General features: G+C 62.1%; 13 protein-coding genes. 4 read left to right on the forward strand and 9 right to left on the reverse strand.

Features of this window, described 5'->3' with window-relative positions; all coding sequences use genetic code 11:
• Positions 1-214 precede the first annotated feature (214 nt).
• A complete protein-coding gene (locus tag LAN70_09000) occupies positions 215-1,459 on the forward strand; it encodes a hypothetical protein (GenBank protein ID MBZ5511297.1) in 1,245 nt (414 codons plus the stop codon).
• A 15-nt stretch (positions 1,460-1,474) separates the two neighbouring features.
• Positions 1,475-2,056: a hypothetical protein gene (locus tag LAN70_09005; GenBank protein MBZ5511298.1), complete on the forward strand. Its 582-nt coding sequence runs from the start codon at positions 1,475-1,477 to the stop codon at positions 2,054-2,056.
• A 200-nt stretch (positions 2,057-2,256) separates the two neighbouring features.
• Here the strand turns inward: LAN70_09005 and LAN70_09010 are convergent, their stop codons facing one another.
• Positions 2,257-2,784, reverse strand: a complete 528-nt coding sequence (locus LAN70_09010) for a DinB family protein (GenBank protein ID MBZ5511299.1) — start codon at positions 2,782-2,784, stop codon at positions 2,257-2,259.
• Between the two features lie 300 nt (positions 2,785-3,084).
• On the opposite strand from LAN70_09010, the gene LAN70_09015 reads away from it, so the two are divergent.
• On the forward strand, positions 3,085-4,080 hold the full coding sequence (locus tag LAN70_09015) for a hypothetical protein (GenBank protein ID MBZ5511300.1): 996 nt from the start codon (positions 3,085-3,087) through the stop codon (positions 4,078-4,080).
• Between the two features lie 62 nt (positions 4,081-4,142).
• Here the strand turns inward: LAN70_09015 and LAN70_09020 are convergent, their stop codons facing one another.
• From LAN70_09020 to LAN70_09050, 7 genes are all read right to left on the reverse strand, one after another.
• A complete protein-coding gene (locus tag LAN70_09020; protein ID MBZ5511301.1) occupies positions 4,143-4,946 on the reverse strand; it encodes a formate dehydrogenase accessory protein FdhE in 804 nt (267 codons plus the stop codon).
• 11 nt (positions 4,947-4,957) lie between these two features.
• Complete coding sequence (locus LAN70_09025) at positions 4,958-5,656, reverse strand: formate dehydrogenase subunit gamma (protein ID MBZ5511302.1); 699 nt, start codon at positions 5,654-5,656, stop codon at positions 4,958-4,960.
• Positions 5,653-6,534: a formate dehydrogenase subunit beta gene (gene fdxH, locus LAN70_09030; GenBank protein ID MBZ5511303.1), complete on the reverse strand. Its 882-nt coding sequence runs from the start codon at positions 6,532-6,534 to the stop codon at positions 5,653-5,655. Before fdxH ends, LAN70_09025 begins: the two co-directional genes overlap by 4 nt.
• A gap of 13 nt (positions 6,535-6,547) precedes the next feature.
• Complete coding sequence (fdnG, locus tag LAN70_09035) at positions 6,548-9,616, reverse strand: formate dehydrogenase-N subunit alpha (GenBank protein MBZ5511304.1); 3,069 nt, start codon at positions 9,614-9,616, stop codon at positions 6,548-6,550.
• 240 nt (positions 9,617-9,856) lie between these two features.
• On the reverse strand, positions 9,857-10,111 hold the full coding sequence (locus LAN70_09040) for a 4Fe-4S binding protein (protein ID MBZ5511305.1): 255 nt from the start codon (positions 10,109-10,111) through the stop codon (positions 9,857-9,859).
• A gap of 207 nt (positions 10,112-10,318) precedes the next feature.
• On the reverse strand, positions 10,319-11,443 hold the full coding sequence (locus LAN70_09045; protein MBZ5511306.1) for a homoserine O-acetyltransferase: 1,125 nt from the start codon (positions 11,441-11,443) through the stop codon (positions 10,319-10,321).
• Positions 11,444-11,445: 2 nt separating this feature from the next.
• Complete coding sequence (locus LAN70_09050) at positions 11,446-12,801, reverse strand: homocysteine synthase (protein MBZ5511307.1); 1,356 nt, start codon at positions 12,799-12,801, stop codon at positions 11,446-11,448.
• A 561-nt stretch (positions 12,802-13,362) separates the two neighbouring features.
• Here LAN70_09050 and LAN70_09055 point away from each other — a divergent pair.
• Positions 13,363-14,367 (forward strand): Gfo/Idh/MocA family oxidoreductase, encoded by a 1,005-nt coding sequence (locus tag LAN70_09055; GenBank protein MBZ5511308.1) that lies wholly within the window; start codon positions 13,363-13,365, stop codon positions 14,365-14,367.
• A 17-nt stretch (positions 14,368-14,384) separates the two neighbouring features.
• Here LAN70_09055 and LAN70_09060 read toward each other — a convergent pair whose 3' ends face one another.
• Positions 14,385-16,193 carry a glycosyltransferase family 39 protein gene (locus tag LAN70_09060; protein MBZ5511309.1) on the reverse strand — a complete coding sequence of 603 codons (1,809 nt, stop codon included), beginning with the start codon at positions 16,191-16,193 and terminating at the stop codon, positions 14,385-14,387.
• Positions 16,194-16,253: the final 60 nt, after the last annotated feature.

Consider the following 16,253-nt stretch of genomic DNA (forward strand, 5'->3'; position numbering starts at 1 on the left):
CACAGATTTGTCAGGCCAGAGAAAGAGATCCGGCTGGGAGTTGTCCACCCTTTGCTGCGCAAAGGATGAAGCGCCCGGCAACTGGGTGTACAATGGCGACCGCTTGGGAGTCCAAGGAGGCAAGCCGGTTTAGAAAGCAGTTCAATACAAGTCGTGCTCAATTACTTGGCAATCGCAAAGTGGTGCGGAGAGCACTCGATGAAGGTGTAATTTTATGCCGATGCTGGACTTCGCGATTCTCACCGGACTTACTGAAGAGTTCAAGTACTTGCAGTCATTGTTCCCAGATCTGCGGGAGATCACGGTAGACGGAAATACTTGGTATCGAACGCGGGTGCAGGCGGATAACGGAACGCATTATGAGCTCGTTCTAGGTTATCAGGACCAGATGGGTCCACTAGATTCGCATGGGTTGGCGGTCAGAGTCATAGATCAATGGGATCCGGCCTACATCTTGCTGCTCGGAATAGCAGGTGTGTTCGACAGGGAGCTAAACCTCGGAGACGTTATCGTGGGACAGCAGATCTTCCACTATGACCCTAAGGCCGTAAAGGACTCCGGATTGGAATACCGACCGGCTGGATACCCGGGTGGAGTTGCGTTGGTTCGCCAGGTACATGCGGTGTCTGTGAGTGTGGAAGAGTTCGAGCAGTGGCAAAAATCCGGTGCGAAGAGCGCTGCAGACAAAGCAGGGCGGGTTAAGCTGACGAACAAAGTGGAGACTGCGAGTGCGTGCGATGCCTTGAGAGAGCACTCTCCTTCGATTTACGTGGGAACGGTCGCTTCCGGCACCGACGTCATCAAGTCCGAGAAAAAGAAAGAGGAATTGCTGCGTCTACATGGAAAGCTCCTTGGAACAGAGATGGAGGGCTGCGGTGTGATGCATGCCGCGTTTTTCCATCGCGAAACTCCCACGCAGGCTTTGTTGATCAAAGGGATATCGGATCGAGCCAACGCCGACAAGGCGAAGCTAGACGCCTTCAACCTTTGGCGCGAGCTTGCAGTTGAGAACGCTGCACGCCTTGCGCTGGCGATCATCAAACGCGGCAGATTGAAGCCGCAGCTAACGGAACAATTCGATCTTGATCCGACAAGCTCTAGTATTGACGTGGCACGTCAGAGAATCCCGCAGCCGCTCCGCCGCGGATTCGCGCTACTTGGCTTCCCGCGGCTGATAGTTCCCAGAGGTCCACTGACAGACCTGAGCATCAGTATTCGGGCTGTCGCTGGAGGGAAGGATCTCTCAATTCGGCAACGTGTCGTGGAGTTCTCGAGCGGTGGCCATCTCCGCCATGACACATGGAAAGAAAATGAACCGCTGACTTTCCACGCAACGGAGACCATCGATCGCCAGCCGGTTGGTGTCTACGTGCTTTTGGCCGGAACTGCCGACAGGATCGTATTCGAGGTGAGCAGCGCCAGTGAGAAGTTGATCGCGGAATGGGTCCCAGGTTTGTAGAGTGGAGGAGGTCCGATGCCTGACAAGAAGGTGTACCTGTATGACAGTTCCAATGCTTCCCTTCAAGTACGCGGCATTCGGGTAGAGCTTTACGATGCGATGACCAAGACATATATCGATGGGGCTGATTCGGACGATCTGAACCCGGGGCACGTTCCATCAAACACGTGGGGTGTGGTACTGAATTTCCCGTCCGGCACGACGCCGGTAGACATCTACATCTCCGATGCCGATTACAAGTATCCCGGTAACACATTGCGATTCCTGAATGGCGATCTCAGAGACGAAGTCTACATGGATCTGCTGCAGGTTCCCACAGGTCCAGGCGGGCAACCCCCGATAGCAGCGCCAGGCAGCGTTCCGCAGATCAACTCATGGGTGAGTGCGGCTGCCGAATGGAGCGTCCAGGAGAAAGAGTCCGTCCGCAACCTGATCTTTAACTATGCCCTAATCGTCGTCCCGGAGCGCGATCGCCTAGCGCAAGTCGAGCAATTCGGCGCATTGGCCCGGAACTGGGAGACAGCACTCAAGCGTATAGGGTTCTCAACGGAGGCGCTGAGCGCCGTGAAATCGCTGACGCGAACGGCATCCGCATAACGGTGCCCGTGATTGCGGGGAGATTCACCACCGCGCCCGAGTCGTAGTCGCACGATTCTTTGGGCAAACGCCGGGGAGGTGAAGAGGAGCAAGAGGCAAAGTGAGCGCTTCATAAGAGGACGAAATATTAGGCGATAGCCGGCGGAACGCAAGTTGGTCGATCGGCACAAGCCTCCGACTTGCAGCGTGGTGCATGCGATTTAAGCCCCCCAGAGGTCGCTGGTGTTCACGTCCTTTCCCATCAGTTTGAGGTAGTAAAAGAGCTGGCCCTTGTGCTGGCCGAGGTGCGCGATCATCTGCAGCAGGTGCTGGAACAGCGTCATCTCCTGACCACCCCAGGGTGCAGCGAGCGTTTTGGTCAGCAGTTCGGCCTCCTTCGTTTCCGCAATGCATCCCAGCGTTAAGTCCCGGTCCCTCGCCAAGAGTATGAGTGCCTGCTCGACGCTTTCAACGCTGGGCAGTGCCGCCACCGGTGGCACATGCTGCTCGGCACCCAGGTCCTCAAGTCGGGAACCCGCGGGCAGCCCCCAGTCTCCCTTGACAAAGCCCTGAATGGCCTTGCCGCACCCGAAGCTGGCGCAATGCATCAGCAGCTGCCCAACGGTCATCCAGTTCTTGCCCGTAGCCGGCCTCCAGGAGAGATCCCTGTCGACGACACGACAGAACAACTTCTCTGTGATGTCGTACGTTACTTCCGCTTCATGCAGGAGCACATCGGTGAGTGTCATCTCAGTTCTCGTCGTACGGGATTGTGCGCCGACTTGCGGCAAACGTGCAATGCAAGGGCGAGGCTGCCAACAGCCGGTAGCAGTGGGTTCACTCCCTTTTGTCGCCCTCGGGAGGATTGCGTTTTGTGCGCATGGCTCCTTTGTTTTGTTATCACGCCCGAGAGATCACGGGGAGGGCGTATGCGCCGTCTAAGGTTTGCCGCAAGGTAATGCCCGCGCCTCGCAGCCATGCAATCGGCAATCGACAAGCGGCAATCGGAAATGGTGTTGCTGTCGGCTATCGTCTAATATTTCGTTCTTATGAAGCGCTCCCTTTGCCTCTTGCTCCTCTTCGCCTCCACCGCGTTCGCCCAAGAATCCTACGACCAACTGCTGCGGCACTGGGATTACGACAACAAAGCACCGCTGGCGATCAAGGAAGCGGGCGTTCAAGACCGCGAAGGCGTCAAGATCCACGACCTGTCGTACGCTGTGCCCACCGGCGATCGCGCCGCCTCCCTTGGACCCAACGGCGGACGCGTCACCGCCTACCTGGTCGTGCCGCCGGGCAAAGGACCCTTCCCTGCCGTGACCTACGGTCACTGGTGCATGCCGGGATCGGAGAAGATGAACCGCGGCGAGTTTCTCGAGGAAGCGGTGGTTTTGGCACGCTCGGGCGTGATGGCGCTGCTGCCCGACCACGTGATCACGCGTCCGGGATTCATCGAAAGCAAGGAGCCGTTGAACGCGCAGCAGATTGACGTGCTGGTGCAGCAGGTAATCAACATGCGCCGCGGCGCCGACCTGCTGCTGGCGCGCAAGGACGTTGATCCCAAACGCCTGGTCTACGCCGGGCACAGTTGCAACGCCGAAGTCGGCGGCTTTTTGAGCGGGATCGACAAGCGCTTCAAGGCAGTAGTGATCATGGCCGGAGGGCTGTCGGACGAAGTGACGACCAAATCGCCGATGTACCAGGCGTACCGGCAAAAAATCGGGCCGGAGAAATTCGACGCCTTCGTCGCCAAGTACTCCTGGACCGATCCCGGCAAGTACGTCTCGCACTCCGCGGGCACGCCAAAGCTGTTGCAGTTCGCCACCGACGAGCCGTTCCTGGGGCCCGAGCAGGCCAGGCAGTATCTGCCGTATGTCAGCGAGCCCAAGACGCTAAGAATTTACGACGCTCCGCACGCGCTCAACGCCGAAGCGACGCGCGATCGGCTGCACTTCCTCGCGCGCCAACTCGAAGTCTTGCCACCCGATCCTCAACGAATCGCCAAGATTCCGCCGCTGGTGCAGCCGCCGTGGCCGAAGCAGTAGTCCCCAGTCGTCAGTCTCCAGTCGCCAGGCTGAAGACCGAAGATTGACGACTGAAGACTAGCTCACACCGCCATCAAATTCGGCTGGAGTTTGGTGTAGCCGTGCTCCTGCGCCCACAGCGTGAGAGGCAGCGAGGCGAGTTCATCCACCACCGGAATCGCCAGGCCGTACTTGGTCAAGTCCACGGCCTTGATGTAGCTCTTGCAGGTGTCGCAGGCCTCGACGCGAACGTGCTCGAAGTACTCCGAGGTATAAACCGCGAGCGCTTCATTGCGGTCTTCCCCGCAACCCGGACACACCAGGCGCGGGAATTCCCACTCGTGGGCGCACAGCGAGCAGATGAAGGTGCGCTTGGCCCCAAGTTGCTCCTCGCGCAGCACCCCGACCACCGGCTCGGAATCGCAGATCGGGCAGGTTGCGCTGTTGCCGGTGCGCGGCGGCGCGCCCAGCCGGTCGGCGACGAACTCCGCATAAGGCTGGAGGAAGGCGCGGGCGAAGAATGATTCGGTGTAGGGGATCTCGCCGAGTTCGGAGCGCTGCCAGAAATCGCGCAGCAGTTTTTCCCAGCGCGGCTCTTTCTCGGCGGCCATCTGTTCCGCCAGCGACGACAGCGCCGCCGGCGCCGCTTCCCTGACCACATTCAGAAACCCCGGAAAGCGCGGCAGCAGCAAGACGAGATCGAGCGAGTCGCGAAAGGAATGGCCCGGGAGCAGCGATTTGCCCCGGGCCTGTTGAATGTAGCCGTACAACGCTTTCTGATAGCGCGCCACGCCGGCATAGAAACCGAGGACTTCCGCCGCGAAGGGAAAAGCTTCGGCCAGTTCCCCGGCGCGCGCGATCCTCTGGTCCCAAGTCGGACGGATCATTTGTTACTTCTCTACTTCTCGACCGTATCCTCGGCTGCAATGATCTTGTCCAGCCAGAGGCGATGATGGAACTTCGCCCAGGAGGGCGAGACCTCGCCGCGGATCACGGAGGCGAATCCGCCGCGCACCACGGCCGTTCCCATATACACGTGAATGATGAACCCGCCCAGCGTCACCAGGAACGCGATCGGGTGCAGGATCACCGAGAGCAACCGCAGGAAGCGCAGGCTCCAGGGAAGGTATTCAGAGAACCAGAGCACCATGCCGGTGACGAAGAGCGCGATGCCGCCCCAGAACATCACCCAGAAGAGGTACTTCTGGCCGTAGTTGAAGCGGTCCACCGGGGCAAACTGCTGGAAGGTGCGGACGGCCTTGTGCGGATCGGGCTGTTCCTCTTCCTCGTTGCGGACATACCCGCCGATGAACTTGCGCCACTCGCGGTCCTGCTGGGTGATGTACATGTCCTTGCTCCACATGACGAACATGTACACCACGCCGAAGGTGAAGATCAGGCCCATCCAGGGATGGACGGAGCGGACCACGGGGCCGCCGCCGAGGAACAGCGCCAGCCACCACATCCAGGGCGTCCAGAAGGCGAGGCCGCTGAGCAGCAGGTAGACGTACGACAGTCCCGCCACCCAGTGAATGATGCGCTCCGTGAGCGTGTAGCGGAGCACATCGCCGTTGGGAAGTATGCGATGCTGGCTCATTGTTTACCTCCTGCGTTCGCCTGGGGAACCTTACCGTCTGGGGGAGCGTGCTTCGGCCCATAGCGCAGGTAATGAATGAAGGTCCCGATGATGCCGCCGATGATCGCCAGGTTGCCGATCCACTTCAGCGGCTGCTTCCACAGTTCCACCGTCCACGGGATGGTCGGATCGGCGGGCAGACCGTAGGCTTCCGGCTTGTCGGCATAGGCCAGAATGCTGACCACGCCGGTGCCGCCGACCCCGCCCGGATCGTAGATTCCGGCGGTGGCGAAGCCCGAGGCCTTGAGCTGGTCCACGCGCTTCTTGGCCTTGAGCAGCAGATTTTCCTTGGTGCCAAATTGCAGGCAGCTCGTCGGACAGGCCTTGATGCAGGCCGGTTCCAGCCCCACCGAAACGCGGTCCACGCAGAGGGTGCACTTGTACACCTTCTTGGTCTGCGAGCTGAGCTTGGGCACATTGAACGGGCAGCCGGAGATGCAGTAGCCGCAGCCAATGCAGTTCTCCTGCGCGAAGTCCACGATGCCGTTCTCATACTGCACGATGGCGCCGGGCGCGGGACAGGCCTTCAGGCAACCGGGATCGGCGCAGTGCATGCACTGGTCCTTGCGCATCAGCCAGTGCAGGTTGCCGCCTTCCTCGACTTCGTTGAAGCGGATCAGGTTCCAGACGTGCGGCGTCATGTCGGGCAGCGTCTGATAGGTACCCAAATTGACGGTGGTTTCCGGCGGCAGATCGTTCCACTCCTGGCAGGCGACCTCGCAGGCCTTGCAGCCGATGCAGGTCGAGGTGTCAATGAGCTTGGCGACCACCTGGGTCAAGCGGATGCCCGGGGAAGCGGCGCCCGCGGAAGCGTTTTTCATTTCCAGTGCTTGCGTCATGGCATCCTCCTCCCTATACCTTCTCCAGCTTCACCAGGAAGCCTTTGTACTCGGGCGCAAACGAGTTCGGGTCCACGATGGTCGGGGTGACGATGTTGGCCATCCCGCCGGTTTGCTCGCCGCGTCCAAGGAAGCCCCAGTGAATGGGGAATCCGATCTGGTGCACGGTCTTGCCCGCCACCTGCATGGGCTTGATGCGCTTGGTCACCATCGCCTTGCCCTGGATGGAACCGCGGGCGCTGGTGACTTTCACCATGTCGCCGCTCTTCAGGCTCTTCTCCTTGGCCAGCTCTTCCGACATCTCGACGAAGAATTCCGGCTGCAACTGCACGTTGTAGGCGTTGTTTTTCGTCCAGTAATGGAAGTGCTCGGTCAGGCGGTAGGTGGTGGCGACAATGGGGAACTCATCGGCTTTGCCGAGGCGGTCCCACTTGCCCTTGAAGGGCTTGACGCCAGGATTCGAACTCGTGGCCGCATGCAGCGGGTTCGACACCGGCGATTCCATGGGCTCATAGAACTCGGTGAACGGACCCTCGGCAAACATGCCCGGGACGAACAAGCGTGCGACGCCTTCGGGCAGCATGATGAACGCCCCCATGCCGGCTTCGGGCGGGCTGTCGGGCTTGTAATCGGGAACGTCGCCCGCCCACTTCTCGCCGTTCCACTTGATCACCGGGCGCTTAGGATCCCACGGCTTACCTTGCGCATCGGCGGAGCAGCGGTTGTACATCACGCGGCGGTTGGCGGGCCAGTTGTAGCCCCACTCGGAGAAGCGCTTCATGCCGCTGGGATCGGCATTGTTGCGCCGCTGGGCGAGGTTGCCGGCCTGTGTGTAAGAGCCGATGTAGAGCCAGTTGCCGCTCAGCGTGGTGCCGTCGTTGCGGGCGTCGTAGAACTTGCCCAACTGCTCGCCGGGCTTGAGATCAACCACTTTCGGGTCTTTCTCGTTCTTCACCTCGGTGAGCGCCCAGCCATTGATTTCGCGCGCGACCTCGTCGAGCGAAGGCTGGAACGGATTGGTGTACCACCAGTTTAGGTTCTGCACCGGTTCCGGCGACTTGCCGCCTTCCTTGGCGTAGAGATCGCGAACCTTGAGGAAGATGCGGCTGATGATCTCCTGGTCGGTCCTGGCGTCGCCGGGTGGATCCAGCGCCTTGTACTTCCACTGGAACCAGCGGGCAGAATTGACGAAGGTACCGTCTTTCTCGGAGAAGTTGGCGGCGGGCAGGAGGAAGACCTCGGTCTTGACATCGGAGGTGCCGGTCTTCTCCTCGTCGAGGGCAATGATCTCCGACTTCCAAAAGGAAGCGGTTTCGGTCTCAAAGTTTTCCGCCACGACAAGGTACTTCAGCTTCTTGAGGGCGCTGATCACCTTGCGGGAGTGCGGCCCGTTGTTCACCGGGTTCATGCCGAAGTTGAGCAGGCCGTCCATCTTGCCGTTGTACATGTGGTCGAAGATGAAGGCCCAGCTCCAGTTTTCGTAGGTTCCCGGCGCGGCGCCCTGCGGCAGCCGCGGATGCCACTGGTAGCCGAACTCGTTTTCCTTGGTCGCCTTCAGGCCGTAATACGCCTTCATCTGGCTGATGTAGAAGCGGTCGTAGTTCTGCACGAAGTTCATGACCGCAGGCCGCAGCGGCTTGGGAAGCAGGTGACCGAAGTACGCCTTGAGATCCGTCTCGTCCTGCTTCGGGATGGCGATGTAGCCGGGCAGGTTGTGGTAAGCCATGCCGCAGTCGGTGCCGCCCTGGATGTTGGAGTGGCCGCGCAGGGCGTTGATGCCGCCGCCCGCCATGCCGATGTTGCCCAGCAGCAGTTGCAGCATGGCGGCGATGTGGATCAACTGCACCGAGAAGCTGTGGTGCGTCCAGCCGAGGGCGTACATGATGGTGCCCACCTTGTCGGCGGGATAGGTGGAGGTGATGATCTCGGCTGCCTTGTTGAAGCTCTCGGCGCTGCACCCGCAGACCTTGGCGACCATCTCCGGGGTGTAGCGCGCGTAAAACTTTTTCATCAACTGGTAGACGCAGCGCGGGTCCTGCATGGTGGGATCGACCTTGGCGAAGCCGTCCTTGCCGATGTCGTAGTTCCACGTGCTCTTGTCGTATTTCTTATTGGCTTCATCCCAGCCGCTGAACACGCCGACGTCGTCCTTGAACGCGTAGCCCGGGTGGACGATGAAAGTGGCGTTGGTGTAGAGGCGGACGTACTCCTCCTGAATGCGGTTGTGGGTGAAGCAGTAGTTGATGAGGCCGGCGAGGAAGGCGATGTCGCTGCCGGCGCGGATCTGGGTGAAGCTGTCGGCCACGGCGGAGGTGCGGTTGAAACGCGGGTCCACCGAGACCAGCTTGGCGTTGCGGTTGCGCTTGGCTTCCATGACGAAGCGGAAGCCCACGGGATGGTTTTCGGCGGGATTTCCGCCCATGGCAAGGACGACATCAGCATTCTGGATGTCGGTCCAGCCGTTGGTCATGGCGCCGCGCCCGAATGTGGCGGCCAAACTGGCCACCGTCGGGCCGTGTCATATACGGGCCTGCTGTTCCATGGGGATGATGCCCAGCCCCGCACGGAACGCTTTCACCAGCAGATAATTGTTCTCGTTGTTGTCGGTGCAGCCGCCGATGACGCCGACCGCGGTGAGCGCGTTGGCCTCGCGCAGCTTGGCGTCGCGCGTGTCCTTCAGCAGGCGGGCGATGCGGTCCACCATGAAGTCCCATGACTTCTCTTCCCACTTGTCGCTGCCCGGCGCGCGGTACATCGGCTTGGTAATGCGGCGGTCGTTCACGATGTTGTGCTTGATGGTCGCGCCCTTGGGACACAGCGCGCCCTGGTTGATGGGATGGTCGGGATCGCCTTCGACGTGGACGACCGCGGGCCTGACGTTGCCGCTCTTGTCGCCGAGGGTGTGAATGATCACCCCGCATCCCACCGCGCAATACGGGCAGGTGGAGCGGGTCTCGGTGGTGCGGGCGATTTTAAGCTCCCGCACTTCGGCGTGAGCTTGCGTGAGGTCAAAGCCAAGTACCGACGCGGCAACGCCTCCGACGGTACTGACTTTCAGGAAATCTCTTCGCGACGTTTTCATACTGACCTTTCCCTCCCCAAACGGTTGCGGTCAGATACGGTGGCGCTTACGGCGCACAGGGACACATCCACCCACAAAAAGTGGCCAACGGTTTATCGCTTTTTCGGAGGCGTGTCAAGCAGAATGGCTGAAAGGTGGCTTCCGGCTTCAGGCGTCGGGCCGAAGGCGATAGGCTGCTGCAGATGACATGCAGCAAAAAAGGCCCGGAGAACCCGGGCCGGTTGGGTGTACACCGTCTGACTAGTTTGCGTAGTACTTGGCGTTCTTCTCGACGAAATCCTTCTTGTCCTCGGGCACTTCTTCAGCCGGGAACAAGGAATTCGAGGGGCAGACCGAGACGCAGGCGCCGCAGTCAATGCAGCCTTCGGGATCCACGTACATCTGGGTCGCGGCCTCGAATTGCGGTTCGTCCTTCTTGGGATGAATGCAGTCGGTGGGACAGGCGTCAGCGCAGAGCACGTCCTTCAGGCAGGTATCGGTAATTACGTAAGCCATGGTTCAATTCTCCCGATGAAATTTCCAGGGCGCTGCCGCTCGCGGATGTCCGGACGGTGCACCTCGTCTATCTATGAAGGTACCGGGGAGACGCACCAGCGGCGGTGATGCCGCTCACTATTGGATGTGAGATAGCGCACGTCCTGGGTCAGACGCCGAGCCCCGAGCCGCGGTTCAGATTCGCGCAGCAGGTTCTGGGGCACGCTCCTAGTTGGCCGCGCGCGCCAGATGCGGCCGCGTGATCGGCACCGGATTACCCGCCGGGCGCCAGAGCGCGGCGGTGATAAACGGGGCCAGTTGATCCATGTCGGCGAGAAAGCCGTCGTGGCCGTGCGACGACTTCAGCTCGGCGTAGTCGCAGGCGTGTCCGGCGGCGCGGACGCGTTGCGCCAGGTCGCGCACATCTTCCGGCGGAAACAGCCAGTCGGAGGATATGCCGACCAGCAGCACGCGCGCGCGGATGCGCCGCAGGGCCTCGCGTTCCGACTCATACCCGCGCGTGAGATCGAAGGTGTCCATCGCCTTCGACAGCACCAGGTAGGAATTGGCGTCGAAGCGGGCGATAAATTTTTTGCCCTGGTGATCGAGGTAACCGGCGACGTCGAAGCGGTCCGAGTAGGCGCGGTACGGGTCTTCGCCGTTGCGGTTGGGGCGGCGCGCGAAGCGTTCGCCGAGCAACTCCGGCGACTTGTACGACAGCATGGCGATGCCGCGCGTCAGCGCGAGCCCGGCCTCGGGACCTTCGTCGGCGGCGTAGTGTCCGCCGCGAAACGCGGGGTCGAGTTGAATGGCGAGACGTTGCAGATGGTTCAGCGCCAGGCCCATGGCGGAGAGCGGCGCGGCGCCGATGGCGATGGCGCGTTCCACCCGTTGCGGGAAGTCCACCGCCCACTGCAGCGCCTGCATGCCGCCGATCGAGCCGCCCACCACGGTATGCAGGCGCTCGATGCCGAGGTGGTCGAGCACGCCCGCCTGCGCGCGCACCATGTCGCGGATGGAGACCAGCGGGAAGTCCGGCCCATAGGTGACGCCGGTCACGGGACTGAGTGAGCCCGGTCCGGTGGCGCCATAGCAGGAACCGATCAGGTTGGTCCCGATGACGCAGTAGCGCGAGGTGTCGAACACGCCGGGAAACAGCTCCGGCCACCAGTCGGCCACGCGCGCCGAACCGGACAGCGCGTGGCAGACGAGGATGGCGTTGTCGCGGCGGCGGTTGAGCTCGCCATACACGGCGTAACGCACATCCGGCGAAGGCAGTTCCCCGCCGGCCTCGAGGCGGAAGGCGCCTTCGAGCCTACAGTTTGCTTCGGCAGTGGGTTCGATTGAAGCCATTGTCAGTCTCCCGCGGCCTGTGCCGCAACGTGCGACGGGCGCGCCGCCGCCGCCGATTTCGCGCTTCCCTTCCCCAGGGCCCGGTCGAGGTCGGCGATGATGTCGCGCACGTCCTCGATGCCGACCGAGAGCCGCACCAGGTCGGGCGTGACGCCGGTGGAACGCTGCTCTTCTTCACTGAGTTGCTGGTGGGTGGTGGAAGCGGGGTGGATGACGAGCGACTTGGCGTCGCCGATGTTGGCCAGCAGGCTGAAGAGTTCGAGCGAATTGATGAGCGCGCGCCCGGCCTCGTAGCCGCCGCGAATGCCGAACGTAACCAGCGAGCCGGCGCCGGTGGGCAGGTATTTCTGCGCCCGCTCGAAATACTTGCCCTGCGGCAACGCGGGATAATTGACCCACTCGATTTCGCGATGCGTCTGGAGGAAGCGCGCAACTTCGAGCGCGTTCTGCGAGTGGCGCTCCATGCGGAGATGCAGAGTCTCGGCGCCCTGCAGCAGCAGGAAGGAATTGAAGGGCGAGAGGCAAGCGCCGGTATCGCGCAGGCCCTGCACGCGCGCCTTGATGATGAACGCCGCCGGACCGAATGCCTCGGCGTAGCTGACGCCGTGGTAGGAGGGATCGGGCTCGACGAAATCGCGGAAGCGGCCCGACGCTTTCCAGTCGAACTTCCCGCTGTCTACGATGACGCCGCCGATCGAGGTGCCATGGCCGCCGATGAACTTCGTCGCCGAATTGACCACTATGTCGGCGCCCCACTCGATGGGGCGGCAGAGAGCGGGCGACGGAGTGGTGTTGTCCACGACGAAGGGCAGCCCGTACTCGTGCGCGATCGCGGCCAGGCGTTCGAGGTCGGGAATATCCAGCTTGGGATTGCCGACGCTCTCGGTGTACACGGCTTTGGTGCGCGAATTGACGGCGGCGCGCAGGCCGTCGAAATCTTCGGCATCGACAAACCGGACTTTGATGCCGAGCTTCGGCAGCGTGTAGTGGAAGAGGTTGTAGGTGCCGCCGTAGAGCGAGGTAGTGGAGACGATTTCGTCGCCGGCCGAGGCGAGGGTGATGATGGCGAGCGTTTCCGCCGCCTGGCCGGAGGCGAGCGCCAACCCCGCGATGCCGCCTTCCAGAGCGGCGATGCGCTTCTCGAAGACGTCGGTGGTCGGGTTCATGATGCGGGTGTAGATGTTGCCGAACTCTTTGAGCGCGAACAGCCGGGCGGCATGATCGGCGTCGTCGAAGGCGTAGGAGGTCGTCTGGTAAATCGGGACGGCCCGCGCCTTGGTGGCGGTATCGGGCGCCTGGCCGGCGTGCACCGCCAGGGTGGCAAAACGTCTTTGAGGGTTGCCGTTGTCGTTGCTCATCGCTGCACTCTCCTCGAATTTGTTGGCGCCAAAAGAAAAACGACCCGCGATCCGGGTGGACCGTGGGTCGTTGAACTTTTGCGGCTACCGCTTCAGCTTCTGCCGCTCGTCCGCGCAACCCACAGACCACGACACATGCACTTAATAATGGTGCACATGGCCATGGTCGTGTTGTGGGCAACGTCGAACATTGAACGTAAAGTATTACTCGTCCGAAAAAATCTGTCAATACACCGGCCGGTGAGCCAAGTCACAAAATCACGTGACGGTCAGTGACGTCGTGGCGCGGATCATCCCGCCTAGGGACGCGCCGCCGGCTTGGCCGCGTCGTCCTTGTGAGCCGTGCGCCCTTCGGCGTAGGCGGCGTAAAACACCAATCCGCCCATCACCAGGAAGACGGCGAGCGCGATCAGCGCCATGAAGAGGATGGGCACAGGGCACCTCTAGCTGTAGTCTGGTCCCCTCTGCCCTACCGTTCCGTGACCCACGTCACCAGCGGGAGTGACGACGGCAATTTGTAATTGGCAGCTGGTAATTGGTAATTTCGAGACCCACATTGAAATGGTGCGCTTCGGAATCATCGGCTTCGGCCTGCATGCGGCAAAGCGGTTGATGCCCGGCTTCCGCCGGGCTCAAAACGCGCGCGTGACCGCGCTGTCGCGGCGGGATGCGCAAAAGGCCGCGTCGTCCGCGCGTGAGCACGCCATCCCCCAGGCCTTCGCGTCGGCCGAGGAGTTGTGCCGGTCGCCGGAGGTGGACGCCGTTTTTATCGCGACGCCGAACAACTGCCACCTGGGCGACACGCTGCTTGCGCTGGAATGCGGCAAGCCGGTCCTGCTGGAAAAGCCCATGGCAATGAACGCCGGCGAGGCGTCGCAGATAGTAGAGCGCGCCCGGGCGAAGGGCTTGCTGCTGGGAATCGCGCAGATCTTTCGCTTCGCCGACAGTACGCGGAGGCTCCGCCAGCGCATCGCGGCGGGCGAGATTGGCCGCGTGGTGTTCGCGCGCTCGGAATTTTCCTATCTTGTGGCGGCGCACGCGCGCACCTGGATCCATGACGCGACCGTCGCCGGGGGCGGGCCGGTCGCCGATGTCGGGGTGCACTGCATTGACGCGCTGCGCTTCATTCTCGACGACGAAGTTGCCCGCGTGTCGGCAAGCGCGTTCCCCAGCGCGGTCGGCAGCATGGAAGCTGCGGCCTTGGTGTTACTCGAATTCCGGCGCTCGGGGTTGGGAGCGGTGCTGGTGTCCTCGCTGGCGGAGTATCGAACGCCGATCGAGATCGTCGGTGAACGCGGCGTGCTCCGCGCCGACAATGGGCTCAGGGTGGATGGGCCGATCACCATTGAATTGCGCCGTGCCGGCGGCGTCGAGACAGAACAGGTTTCGAATGAACTGGCCTATGCCCGGCAGGTGGATGCGTTTGCCGGTGCCTTGGAAGGCCGCGCGGCTTTTCCGGTTCCCGGCGAGGAAGGTTGGAAAAATCAGCTCATCCTCGACGCGGCGTATCGCAGCATGAAGAGCGGGCGGGCGGAAGCGATCCCATCGGGTGATCTGGCGATCTAAAGCGCCCTTCAGAATCCTCAGTTCGAGGCGACCTGCGATTGCGCCAGCGAGGGCTGGCCGGGCGTCAGGGGATGGTTGACGTACACGGCTTTGCCCCCGCTCTCCATTAACAGCCAGGTGTGATCTTTCGGCAGGCGCTGGTAGGCGGCTGCGCGCTGTTCCTGCGGCACCACGAGAAACATGCGCAGCGGACCCATCCACATGGCGGGAAACGTCTGGTCGGTGAAGAAAATCCTGGGCGCATCGGGATAGTGCGAGCCGAGTTCCAGATTGTTGTAACGGCCGTTCCAGATCAACAACTGGCGATGGGTATAGAACGACACGCTCGAGGCGGGATCGAATTCGCCATAGACGGCAATCTGATCGCCGGTGCGCAAATGTTTCAGAATGGCGACCGCCAGCGGGCGCGACGACATGTGCGGCTCGAAAACGCCGTAGGCGAGATTGGCGGCGAAGATGAACACCGCCATGGTGACGCCGAGCACAACCGCGCTGGTCATCACGCGGCGAGTGCGGCCGACCAGCCAGGTGGCCACGAACCCGGCGGAAAAGCAGGCGGCGGCGATCAGCGCGGGCGTGCGCAGGTCGGCAAAGGCTTGGGGCGTCAGGTCGAACAGGTGTCCCATGCTGAGGCGGTAGAAATCGTTGGGGTGCGTCTTCAGCAGGGTTGAGATGTCGCCGGTGGCGCGGACGCGCGCCGCCTGCCAGACCGCCCAGGTCAAAACGCCGCCGAGCGCGAGGCCGATGGCGGCGAGCACGGCCTGCAAGCGCGGCAGCCATTTGTCGCACCGCTCTTCCGCGCGCGCCATGCCGAGGCCGATCAGGATCGTGACCGCGGGCCATCCCCCGAACGCGTAGTACTCCATCCGCGAACCGACCACCAGCGAGAAGAAAATGAACACCAACCCGAACCAGATGAACAGCAGCAGCCGCGCTTGCGCTTCTACCGTCATTTGCTTCCACCAGGTCCGCGGTGACGGAAACTGCTTGATGGCAAGCGGCAGAAAGAGGCTCCACGGAAAAAACCACGCCAGGTGCGCCGCCCACCAGATGGGAAGCGGGGTAGCGTCGTAGTCCGGAGGCCAGCGCGTGCCCAGGGCGCGCTTCACGTGCTCGTTGATGAAGTAGGACCAGAGGAATCCCGGGGCGCGCAACTCGGCGATGACGTGCCACGGCACCGCGATGGCAAGAAAGATCAGCGTGCCGGAAACCACGTGCAGCTCGCGCCAGCGTTTCCATCCGCGTGTCAGGATGATGAACCCGACGATGGTTCCGACCGGAAACAGCACTCCGATCAGCCCGCGCGTGAGGACAGCGCAGCCCGTGAGCACAGCGACGCCCCAGTAGGCGCTGCGCGGCCGCAACGATCCCGTCCAGCCGCGCAAGAATAAATAGAAGATGGCGGTGAACTCCAAGGCATAGATCGCCTCGGGGATCATGATGCGGGTGAACATGAACATGCCGACGCTGGTGGCGGTGGCCAGCCCGGCGTAAAGCCCGGCGCGTTCGCTGAAGAACCGGCGCCCGAATTCAAAGGCCATCAGGGTGAGGCCGATCATCGCCAGTGCAACCGGCAGCCGGGTGGCGAATTCGGTCTGGCCGAAGATTTTGTAGTCGAGCGCGACCATCCAGTAATGGATCGGCGCTTTCTGCAGGTAGCGAACCCCGTTGAGGAACATGACGACGTAGTCGCCGCGCTGTAACATCTCGCGGGAGACCAGGGCATGGGAGGCATCGGCGTCATCGAGCAGCGCGGGGCGCGACGCCGCGCCCAGATAGACCGCAGCGGAGAGCAGCAGCAGGAACAGCGGCGCCCAACGGCGCAAGCGGGATGAACTTGAGGATGCTAGGTCCGGCGGGGGAACAGTGGTGTCAGTTGTCTGGGG

This window comes from Terriglobia bacterium (assembly GCA_020072845.1).
GTDB lineage: Bacteria > Acidobacteriota > Terriglobia > Terriglobales > Acidobacteriaceae > JAIQGF01.

What these genes read in the sequence shown, in the direction of transcription:
- LAN70_09055 (MBZ5511308.1), top strand. Translation starts at nt 13,363, where the DNA reads ATGGTGCGCTTCGGAATCATCGGCTTCGGCCTGCATGCGGCAAAGCGG.
- LAN70_09010 (MBZ5511299.1), bottom strand. Translation starts at nt 2,784, where the DNA reads ATGACACTCACCGATGTGCTCCTGCATGAAGCGGAAGTAACGTACGAC.
- LAN70_09045 (MBZ5511306.1), bottom strand. Translation starts at nt 11,443, where the DNA reads ATGGCTTCAATCGAACCCACTGCCGAAGCAAACTGTAGGCTCGAAGGC.
- LAN70_09040 (MBZ5511305.1), bottom strand. Translation starts at nt 10,111, where the DNA reads ATGGCTTACGTAATTACCGATACCTGCCTGAAGGACGTGCTCTGCGCT.
- fdxH (MBZ5511303.1), bottom strand. Translation starts at nt 6,534, where the DNA reads ATGACGCAAGCACTGGAAATGAAAAACGCTTCCGCGGGCGCCGCTTCC.
- LAN70_09025 (MBZ5511302.1), bottom strand. Translation starts at nt 5,656, where the DNA reads ATGAGCCAGCATCGCATACTTCCCAACGGCGATGTGCTCCGCTACACG.
- LAN70_09000 (MBZ5511297.1), top strand. Translation starts at nt 215, where the DNA reads ATGCCGATGCTGGACTTCGCGATTCTCACCGGACTTACTGAAGAGTTC.
- LAN70_09005 (MBZ5511298.1), top strand. Translation starts at nt 1,475, where the DNA reads ATGCCTGACAAGAAGGTGTACCTGTATGACAGTTCCAATGCTTCCCTT.
- LAN70_09050 (MBZ5511307.1), bottom strand. Translation starts at nt 12,801, where the DNA reads ATGAGCAACGACAACGGCAACCCTCAAAGACGTTTTGCCACCCTGGCG.
- LAN70_09015 (MBZ5511300.1), top strand. Translation starts at nt 3,085, where the DNA reads ATGAAGCGCTCCCTTTGCCTCTTGCTCCTCTTCGCCTCCACCGCGTTC.
- LAN70_09020 (MBZ5511301.1), bottom strand. Translation starts at nt 4,946, where the DNA reads ATGATCCGTCCGACTTGGGACCAGAGGATCGCGCGCGCCGGGGAACTG.